Below are 10378 nucleotides of genomic sequence, written 5' to 3'. Positions count from 1 at the left end.
CCTTAATTAGCCTTAGTTCGTACAACTCAGAGACGTTTGTCAATTTGAGTATCCGCAACGAGCCTTAGTTTGGGGAACTTAGAATAAAAAATCAAATTTTAAGCTAATTTGATCTGATATTTAAATTTTAATTCCTTTTAACCTTTTTCATATAAAGATTATTGCACTAGCTAAAATACCCAAGACAATATTATGAATGCCCATTTCTTTTTTTAGAGTAGAACAGGCTTAGAATTCCTGTCAATATGGCTAGCAGTGCTAGTCCAAGGGATGGATAAAATATCGCTGTAAACCCACTAATTATTCCAATTATTTCGATAATAAAAATTAGTTTATTTTTCATTTATTTTAACCTCCTCCAAAAGATAATCTACTTATATGTTTTACTCTAAAGGATTCCTTTACGATTAAACTTGATCCTTATCAATAAAAAAGAATCCGGTATATTTTACTTAGCCGGATTCTTTTTTACGTTTATTGATTTAGTTTTATTCCTTTTATTTTGCTGCTCTCCCCCTCAGTATAATACGGGATTGGAAGGTAATCCTGCCTACGGAGATACCATATAAGGATGGCTCCAACAAATAGAATAAGTGATAACACTTGCGAAATACGCATGAAATCGCCGATCCATAAACTATCTGTTCTCATACCTTCAATAAAGAATCGCCCTACCGAGTACCAAAACACATAACTTAGTGCTAATTCTCCTTGACGCAATATATTTTTACGATTTCTTAAAATAACAATAATGACAAAGCCTAACAGACTCCACAAAGACTCATACAAAAATGTTGGATGGTAGTAGGTACCGTTAATATTCATTTGGTCAATGATAAATTCCGGTAAATAAAGTTTTTCCAAAAATGGACGACTGACAGGCCCACCATGTGCTTCCTGATTCATGAAGTTTCCCCAGCGACCGATAGACTGAGCTAATAACACATTTGGTGCCAAAACATCCAACAATAGGGCTAAAGAGATTTCCTTTTTCTTTGCATACCAGTATAGGGTAAGGCCACCTGCAATCAATCCTCCGTAAATAGCGATCCCGCCATTCCAAATAGCTAAAATTTCTGCTGGTTTTTGCAGGTAATAGTCCAATTCAAATAAGACATAATAAAGACGAGCGCCTATAAAACCAATCGGAATAGCCCATAATGCCATGTCGACGACTGTATCTTCTTTAAGTCCTTTTTTATTTGCTTCTCTTGTACTTAAATGAATAGATAAATACATTGCTGCAGCAATAATAACGCCATACCAATGGATAATGAATGAACCTATTTCTATAGCATGAGGATCAATGATGCCTAACATTAATTTCATTTTTGACTACTCCATTTCATCTGCTTTCCAAAAAAAAAGATTCCCACTTCTGAAAGTTGGAATCCTTATTCAGATTATTTTTTAATTTTTGTATAGCTAAATGACATTAAGATACTTTAGAAGATAATACTGGATAACCTAATTTTTGAATCGTTTCTTGAATTTTACTGGCTTCGATAGTTGTTTCGTCAAATTCTGTTTTGACTTTGCTAGAGTTGAACATCACTTTAGCAGATTCGATACCTGCTGTTTTATTTAAAGTAGTCTCGATTTTCTTGATACATGATGGACAAGTTAATGGTTCTAATTGATATACGGCTTTACTCATAATTATTTCCCTCCTATTTGTTTGTACCTTCAGTATAAGTGGTACTGGTAATTTAAAAATTGATCTTCATCAATTTCTACAAAAATAACTCAAGAAACTTTTGAATCTAACACTGGATAACCTAATTTTTGAATCGTTTCTTGAATTTTACTGGCTTCGATAGTTGTTTCGTCAAATTCTGTTTTGACTTTGCTAGAGTTGAACATCACTTTAGCAGATTCGATACCTGCTGTTTTATTTAAAGTAGTCTCGATTTTCTTGATACATGATGGACAAGTTAATGGTTCTAATTGATATACGGCTTTAATCATAATTATTCCCCTCCTATTTGTTTGTACCTTCAGTATAGCCGGTACTGCTGATTAAAAAATTGATCCCTGTCAAGTTTTCTGACTTAATCTATAATAAGAGCTATTATAAAAAATGAGAAACAAAAAGTCGAAAGCGCATATCAATCGCACTTTCGACTTTTATAACATTATAGATTTGTGGGTTCAAGCTTCTTGATCCCTATATTTGTGAATCCGCTAATGACCGTTAAAACAGGACAAAGTAGACAAAAGAAAGCGTATGGCAAGTAAGTCAACGTTGGGACACCTAGAGCTGTAGAAATAAACACTCCACTTACACCCCAGGGAATCATAGAGTTAATAACCGCACCGGCGTCTTCTAATACGCGAGAAAGAGCTAACGGCGATAGACCCATTTGTTTGTATGTTTTCTTAAATGCATTACCTGGCAGAACAATAGCTAAGTACTGCTCTCCGACTAAGGCATTCACTCCAATAGCAGACAATGCTGTAACAAGAATTAAATTCCCAACAGACATACGAGCATTAGAGATAGGAGACATGACGGTATCAATGATATTGAACTCCATCAGCAACCCTCCAAGCGCAAGAGCTAGAATAATCAGTGAAATGGACCACATCATACTCTGCACGCCACCTCTTGACAATAGAGCATCGATTATTTCATTGCCTGTTGTCGAAACGTACCCTTCTTGAATGTAACTTGAAATTTGCGAAAGTGTAACAGTTGGCGAATTAAATTTTAATAATCCAATCGATAAGGCAATATTGATCAACAACGTTGGGATAGCTGGGATTCGTTTCCATGAAAAAATGAAAATGAAAATAATTGGAATTGCAGCTAACCAATTCACTTGAAAGTTAGATTCTATAACTTTTGTTAAACCAGCAACTTGATTCGTCGTTGCAAGCTCTTTATTCATACCAAAAAATAAAAACAGTAAAGTAGATAAAATCAAACTTGGAATCGTTGTCCACATTAGATTTTTTATGTGTCTAAACAGATCGACTTCTGCAACCGCTGCAGACAAATTTGTGCTATCTGATAATGGTGACATTTTATCGCCAAAAACACTTCCTGATACAATCGCACCTGCTACTAAACCAGGTGTAAAACCCATAGCCGTTCCCATTCCAAGGAAAGCTAAGCCAATTGTAGAAACAGTGGTAAATGCTGAACCGATAGATGTACCCACCACGGCACAAATCAAAAAGACGGATGGAATAAAGAAGCTAGGATTCAATAGTTTGAACCCAATGACCATCATGGAGGGAATGATCCCAGCTGCGATCCAAATGGAAATGAGCGCACCAATCAGAATAAAGATGATCATTGGTATGATACCCGTTTTAACGCCTTTTTTGATACCATCATGAATCTCATCCCAACTATATTTATGGAATCTCCCCCAAAAAATCAGCAACATGATAGCTAATAGTAAGGGTGTTTGTGGATCTAATTTAAATTTGATAATGCTGACACCAATCATCATTAATAACAGAATCAGTAACGCAAAACTTTCTCGTATCGACAATTTTTTCATTCTATACACTCCTAATTTTTTATAGTGCTGAAGTAAAATTAGTCATACGATAATACGCGATGCCCCCTGTAGTATTGCACAAAAACATGCCCCTACTTCCTTTCTTTCATTTATGTATTGACCTGCCTGATCTATCCAGTAGAAAAAGCTATTCCCTTAGTATGTACTATTGATAAAAAATTGTCAAAATAAAATCAGGACACAAAAAACAAGAGGGGTTTCATAGATAGATGACCCGCTCTTATTCTTTAATTCACTTCTTTTCTATTTTAGAAAACCATGACTTTCTAGTTGAAACTTATTTTACTATTTGGATCACCGATTTTTTGCTAATGCGAAAAATTTAGCATATTTATAATTGTGAATAACTTTTGAATGGTTAAAAACCTTTCCATTTGAAAGAAAAACGGTCTCTTCAGTAACCATCGATGGGTCTGATTCATTTAATTGAAGATGATTACTGTCTATTTTTGATAGTTTTTCAACCGAAATATATTTATCAGCAAAGCCAATAGATAAGTTTAAATCGTTCTCAATATAATTATAAATAGATTTTTCAGCAATTTCTTTTCCAAGATAAGGAATAATATTCTTATTGAAATAACTATACTCGATCGAAAAAGGTTCATTTTCAACATAGCGAATACGATTAACAAAATAAACCGGCGTTCCTATCTCACATTGAAGTTTAAGGCTTATTTCTGCATCTGCTTCTACTTGTTCCAATTTGATAACTTTTGAATGTATTTTTTTATTTTTAAACTCTTCTTTAAATCCTTTGATCGAATTAATAGTAATCGTATCCGGATAAATCGGTTTACGAATATAAATACCGCTACCTTGGACTCGATAAAGGATGCTCTTATCAACCAATACATCAACAGCATTTCGCAAAGTATTTTTACTAACGTTGTATGCTACTATTAATTCTTCTTCTGTCGGTAAGCGAAGTTCGTTTTTGTATTTTCCATGTGTGATTTCCTCTAAAAGTTGATCAGCAACCAGTCTATATTTTCTCATTCTTTATCCTCATTTCAATAAATGTTAGCTGTTATACCTCATTATTATAGCGAAAAGAAAAGGATTAAGCCAATACTGACTTAATCCTTTTTTTTATAAAGTATTTTCTTTTGCTACATTTAAATCAATTTTTTCGTTTTCAAGTTCTGCTGCTATTTCAAGTTCTTCTAGCATGAACTGTTTGTCTTGTTTGATTAGGAATGGGTAATAAATTCCAGTAGATGCAAAGATAATTGTTAATTGAACGGTCAATCCTTGCCAACCACTTAACAGGAAGCCTGATATCAATGGTGGTGTCGTCCAAGGAACTTGGACTGCAGTGAAGGGTTGGATAAAGCCAGTTATTATCGCTCCATAAGTAATTAAAACAGCTGTTATAGGAACTAGAATAAATGGTATCAACATGATTGGGTTGAATACGATTGGCAAACCATAAATAACAGGTTCATTAATATTGAAAAGACTAGGGACAATAGAAAGTTTAGAAATTTCCTTTAATCGTTGTGATTTAGCAAACAATAACGCTGCTATCAACAATCCAATCGTAATTCCTTGTCCTCCAAATTTAGCAAATACATCAATTAATTGAACAGTCATGATTTTTGTATTTTCTCCAATGATAAGTTCTTGCCCTGAATCAAGAATCTTTTGGTTATCTAATGCGTTAGCGGTTAAGATAGGTCCCATAATTCCCATAACAATATTTGGTCCATGAATACCAGCCCAGAAAAGAATAGACATTAAGAACGTAATGAAAAGTCCACCGGGTAGTGTATCAGAAACATTTTGAATAGGTGTTTGAAGCAGTTTAAAGATAAGCGCCGTTAAAGATGCTCCGGTAAATCTGCTTGTCAATGTATAAACGACCATTGAACCAAACATAATAACAAATCCTGGAATCATAGCAGAAAATGCATTTGCTACACCAGCAGGTACAGTCTCAGGCATTTTTATTCTGATATCGCGGTTAATAAAGAATGCAAATGTCTTAGCTACTATAATAGCTACTATGATAGCAGTAATGATACCATTTCCGCCTGTCCAACCTTTAGGAATAACTCCAGTTATCATTTCGCCACTTTCGGTAGTCACAAATGAATCAGTCAGTATCAAGAAGGATACAAGTGATAAAATAGCTGTACTAATAGGATCAATTTTTTCATTTTTAGCATACGTGTAAGAAATTCCTAATACAGCAACGATTGCTAAGATATCAAATGTTGAACCTGCTACTTGATTTAAGGGTGCAGACCAATCACTTCCGAATATACTTGACATCCAAGTATCCCATTGTGGGATTGGAAAATTAGCAACTAAAAGAAAGAGGGAACCTACAAGGGTAATGGGCATGGTCAATAAGAATCCATCTTTGATGGCCATCATTGCTTTTGTATTAACTAATCTTAAAAATGGATCAAGCATTTTATTAAAAAGATCATTGAATTTATTCATTTTTTTTCCTCCAAATTTTTCATTTCTATTTTAGCAATCTTTATAAGTTCTCTCCACGTGTAGCAATCACCTCTTGATACCAATAAAATGAATCTTTTTTCTTACGGTTTAAATGATCTTTGTGATCCACATAAATAAAGCCATATTGCTTTTTGTATCCATTTAACCAACTCAATAAATCAATAACTGACCAAGCAAAGTAACCTTTGATATTAAGGCCTTCTGAAATACCTTTTTTTACAAATTTCAGATGCTTTTCAATGTAGTCGATACGAGCAGCATCCTTGATTTCTCCTTCAACAATTGGATCTTCATCCCCTAGGCCATTCTCAGTGATATAAATGGGAATATTACCATATTCATTTTTCAATAAATGCATTCCATCTAATAAAGCTTCTGGTGAGATCTCCCAACCCCATTTAGTATATGAATGATCGGGTACTTTAACCGTTTGGTAAACACCGTCGTAAGAAACAGCCCCAGCTCCGCCGGTACTAGATTCTCTAGTTATTTCTCTTGACGTGTTTGAATTGTTTGCGATCACACGCATTGGTTGATAATAGTTGATTCCAATAAAGTCATTCAGTGGAGCTGCTTTCAATAGGATCTCTTGGTCTTCTTGAGACAATTCGAAAGCGTAGCCTTTTTCTTTCAATTGATTCAATACGTATTCTGGATAAGTTCCTTTTAAAATTGGGTCATAGTATAAGAATGTATCAAACATGTTTGCATGCTCTGCTGCTTTTTTACTCGATTCTTTATCATCTGCAGGAAAAGCTGGGCTAAAAACATGTGTGATTCCAATATCGCCTTGATAACCTGAATCCTTAAAATTCAAAACAACCTTGGCATGAGTTAAGAAAACATTGTGTAAAACTTGATAGTAGTTTTTAAAATCATTTAAAATTCCTGGCGGGTGTGCTCCAAAAATGTAGCCATGACGAGAAAAGATAACGGTCTCATTAAATGTAATCCAATGTTTGACGCGATCGCCAAAAGCTTTAAAACACGTATCAGCATATTGTTGAAAGGCTTTTAATGTTCTTTCGTTTGTCCAGCCACCATTTATTTCTAGTTCTTGAGGTAAATCCCAATGGTAAAGTGTAACGAAAGGAATAATATTGTATTTTAAACATTCATTGATGACATTATTGTAAAAATCTAACCCTTTTTGATTTAATTCTCCATCACCGTTTGGATAAATCCTTGTCCAAGAAATTGAGAATCGGTAAGATTCCAGTCCCATTTCAGCCATTAAAGCAATATCTTCTTTATAACGATGGTAGTGATCTACCGCAACATCTCCATTTGTTTCCTGATAGGTTTTTCCATCTATCTTTGAAAATACATCCCAGTTTGAAACTCCTTTACCGTCTTCGTTCCATGCACCTTCAACTTGATAAGAAGCTGACGCGGCTCCAAATAAGAAATCTTTTGAAAATTTCATTTTGCTCCCCCTTTTGATACCTATTAAAAAAATTCATACTAATGAATCCATAAGTTAATTATAATCTTTTTTCTTGATAAGTAAACCCTTTCTTTTACTTTTTTTAAAATAATTATTTTAATCCTCTTTAGATAAAAAAACTCCCTTTAAAGTCACAGTCTCGACTTTAAAGGGAGCATAAAAGAATCGAAAAGCTTGACGATTCTTTAACTATATTAAATTATCTATTCTTTCTTGTCTTGAACCGCTTCTAAATAGCGGTAAAATTTTATTTTTATCAGTTCAAAAAAATCCAATCGAATTTAAAAATCTAGTCTAAAGTTTAATAAAATTCACTAGTTATTTTCACAAATTAAAGCATTGTAAATTTCAAGTTTAAGTTAGCCACTTGTTAAAGAATTATTTCATGTGAAAATTAAAGAGCTTAATTCATTTTGTAAGGCTTGGTGCTACACTGAGATATCACAAGTTTATCGACGAACTGTCTACGGTCATCTTCCCAGCTTTCAAGTTATGCCGAAAAAGGCTTTTAAGCTGTTTGTCGTTCTAGGCGAAGTGCGTTCACAAAGCAGTCATGTGGGGTCCTATAATCTAATATTTTTCTGGGATAATCATTCATCCATTGTTGAATTCGCAGGCATTGTGTCTCAGTGAATTGGCTGATAGGCTTCCCTTTAGGAATGAATCGACGAATAAATTTATGTTGATTCTCACTCGTTCCTCGTTCAAAAGAAGCATAAGGGTGGCTGAAATAAACATCTAAAGTGTCTTTCAAAGCCTCATCTAGTCCCGCGAATTCAGAACCATTATCTGAGGTAATCGTTTTGAAAAAAGTTGGAAAGTCCTCTCTGGATCGTGCTTGAAGAGTACGAATCGCTTGATTTACAGATTCTTGATCTTTACCATTTATTTTCATAATAACTTCAAGGCGTGTTTGGCGTTCAACCAAAGTGAGTAATACGGCATCTGTCTTTATTTTGTTGCCAATCACAGTATCGATTTCCCAGTGACCAAAGGTTTTACGATTATCAATTTCTTTTGGACGGTTGTCAATTGATTGTCCAAGTATACGCTTATTTGGACGCTTCTTCAGAGATAATACCTTCGGTTTCCGAGACAGCTTTTCTAGAAGGTCGAGGTTTTTCGTTCTCATAATCTCTCTATCTATCCAGTAATAAAGTGTCGTGGTACAAGGGATAATTGTGGGATCAAACAGCTCATGCTTTAAAGCAAAGCCAACCACTACATCAGGTGACCATTTATCAGTCAACATTTTATCATCGGCCCACTCTATAAAGGCATCTGTATCCGCCCATTTTGGTCGACGGCCACAGTTTAAACGATGCTTGTCATAAACAGCCTGACCGGTACCAGCATCATAAATTCTAATAAAATAATCATAAATCTTACTCTTTTGCTTTTGACGTTTAAGTTGAGTAATTGTTCCACGCTTTATCTCATTATTGATTGTTTGAGGTACTCGATTCAGGACAATAGCAATATGACGATTCGAATAATCTTCCTGTTTCAAAATAGCAATTTGAGATCGTTCTGAATAAGATAAGTGTTTCCCCTTACGTGCTGGTGTGTTATCGTTAGAGTGCGTCATGTGAATTCATCCTGTCTATTGAGAGTTAGTGGTAACTTCAATATAACATGAAATTCACATGGCGTTTTTATATTTTAGCCTTAGTGGCTAACTTCATTATATAATCCAGCCAAATTAAAGCATCAACTATTTACTATTTTATTTTTCTAAGAGTTTTTTATAAGAAAGATCTATAAACGTTGCACCTAGTGGAGCAGTCAAAATGATAGCAAGAACGGCGACAGTTAGAATAAGACTACCTGCTGGAACTCCCATTGCAAGCGGAAGAGAACCAATCGCGGCTTGTACTGTCGCTTTTGGTGTGTAAGCTCCAGCTGTAAATAATTTTTCTTTAAATGTTAGATTTGTACCAGATACACTTAAAAAGACTGCTATCATACGGAAAACCAAAGAAATCAAGATCAATAGAACAACAGCCACACCTGCTTCACTAAGCGCCGTTATATCCGTTACTGATCCTACCAAAACAAATAAAAATACTTCTGCACCTAACCAAACTTTTGAGAATTTAGTGTTTATCCGTTTAGCTAAAATTGGATATAGCTTCAATATAATACCACCTAAAGCCATAACACCTAATAGACCTGAGATAGGAAAAAAGCCTTTTAAGCTTTCTTCTAGAGAAACCATTAGGAAACAGATACTTAAAATCAATAACACTTTTACGGTATCACGAATATGAAAATACTTGAATAGTTTAACCATGATATATCCTACTAGAACTCCTAGCAGAAGACCAAAGAAAATTGCCAAGGGTACAGAGAGCAACGAAAAGAAGTCAAATCCATTGCCTTGAAACATTCCTAAAAATGACGTGAATAATACAATGACGAAAACATCATCTACAGAAGCTCCTGCTAAAATCATCTGAGGGATCCCTTTAGCTTTTCCATAGCCACTTTCAATAAGTCCAATCATTCGCGGAACCACAATTGCGGGAGAAACAGCCCCTAAAACAGCCCCTAGAATAGCGGCTTCTAAAGTACTGATCCCAAAGAATATTGGAGCTAATAGTGTTACAATTATTATTTCAAATGTAGCCGGTAAGAAAGTCATTAGAATAGCGGGACGACCATTCTTTTTTAAATCACTAATATTCATAGTCAAACCTGCTCGAAACAAAATAACGATCAATGCAATTTGGCGTATATCAGTTGATATAGACAATATCTTAGGATCTAGAAGATCTAAATAGTAGGGACCTAAAATAATACCGGTTAGAATGAGACCTAATAAACCTGGTAAACGTAACCGAATAAAAATTGAACTTAATATAAAACCAACAATTAATATCAAAGCAATACTCAAAAGCATTATTTATCCAACCTCCATTTTTAA

9 protein-coding genes are annotated in these 10378 nt (G+C 34.5%); all 9 read right to left on the bottom strand.

Translation table 11 applies throughout. The annotated features are described in order from the left end of the window. Window positions 1-474: 474 nt before the first annotated feature. Window positions 475-1329 carry a prolipoprotein diacylglyceryl transferase gene (gene lgt, locus J7E16_RS04080; protein ID WP_214888991.1) on the bottom strand — a complete coding sequence of 285 codons (855 nt, stop codon included), beginning with the start codon at window positions 1327-1329 and terminating at the stop codon, window positions 475-477. Window positions 1330-1435: 106 nt separating this feature from the next. Beyond that, window positions 1436-1657, bottom strand: a complete 222-nt coding sequence (locus J7E16_RS04075; protein WP_214888987.1) for a heavy-metal-associated domain-containing protein — start codon at window positions 1655-1657, stop codon at window positions 1436-1438. An 89-nt stretch (window positions 1658-1746) separates the two neighbouring features. Beyond that, window positions 1747-1968, bottom strand: a complete 222-nt coding sequence (locus J7E16_RS04070; RefSeq protein WP_214888984.1) for a heavy-metal-associated domain-containing protein — start codon at window positions 1966-1968, stop codon at window positions 1747-1749. A 167-nt stretch (window positions 1969-2135) separates the two neighbouring features. Next, a complete protein-coding gene (nhaC, locus tag J7E16_RS04065; protein WP_214888981.1) occupies window positions 2136-3512 on the bottom strand; it encodes a Na+/H+ antiporter NhaC in 1377 nt (458 codons plus the stop codon). A 315-nt stretch (window positions 3513-3827) separates the two neighbouring features. Next, on the bottom strand, window positions 3828-4532 hold the full coding sequence (locus J7E16_RS04060) for a GntR family transcriptional regulator (RefSeq protein WP_214888978.1): 705 nt from the start codon (window positions 4530-4532) through the stop codon (window positions 3828-3830). A gap of 93 nt (window positions 4533-4625) precedes the next feature. After that, complete coding sequence (locus J7E16_RS04055) at window positions 4626-5984, bottom strand: PTS sugar transporter subunit IIC (RefSeq protein ID WP_214888975.1); 1359 nt, start codon at window positions 5982-5984, stop codon at window positions 4626-4628. A 40-nt stretch (window positions 5985-6024) separates the two neighbouring features. Then, window positions 6025-7431: a glycoside hydrolase family 1 protein gene (locus J7E16_RS04050; RefSeq protein ID WP_214888972.1), complete on the bottom strand. Its 1407-nt coding sequence runs from the start codon at window positions 7429-7431 to the stop codon at window positions 6025-6027. Between the two features lie 529 nt (window positions 7432-7960). After that, window positions 7961-9040 (bottom strand): IS30 family transposase, encoded by a 1080-nt coding sequence (locus J7E16_RS04045; protein ID WP_214888969.1) that lies wholly within the window; start codon window positions 9038-9040, stop codon window positions 7961-7963. A 138-nt stretch (window positions 9041-9178) separates the two neighbouring features. After that, window positions 9179-10354, bottom strand: a complete 1176-nt coding sequence (locus tag J7E16_RS04040) for a cation:proton antiporter (RefSeq protein ID WP_214888968.1) — start codon at window positions 10352-10354, stop codon at window positions 9179-9181. Between the last annotated feature and the right edge of the window lie 24 nt (window positions 10355-10378).

Origin of the sequence: Carnobacterium sp. ISL-102 (assembly GCF_018612935.1) — a bacterium.
In the GTDB taxonomy this organism is placed as follows: domain Bacteria; phylum Bacillota; class Bacilli; order Lactobacillales; family Carnobacteriaceae; genus Carnobacterium_B; species Carnobacterium_B alterfunditum.
Note: the sequence above shows the minus strand (reverse complement) of the source record. Positions and strands in the feature narration are given on the sequence as shown.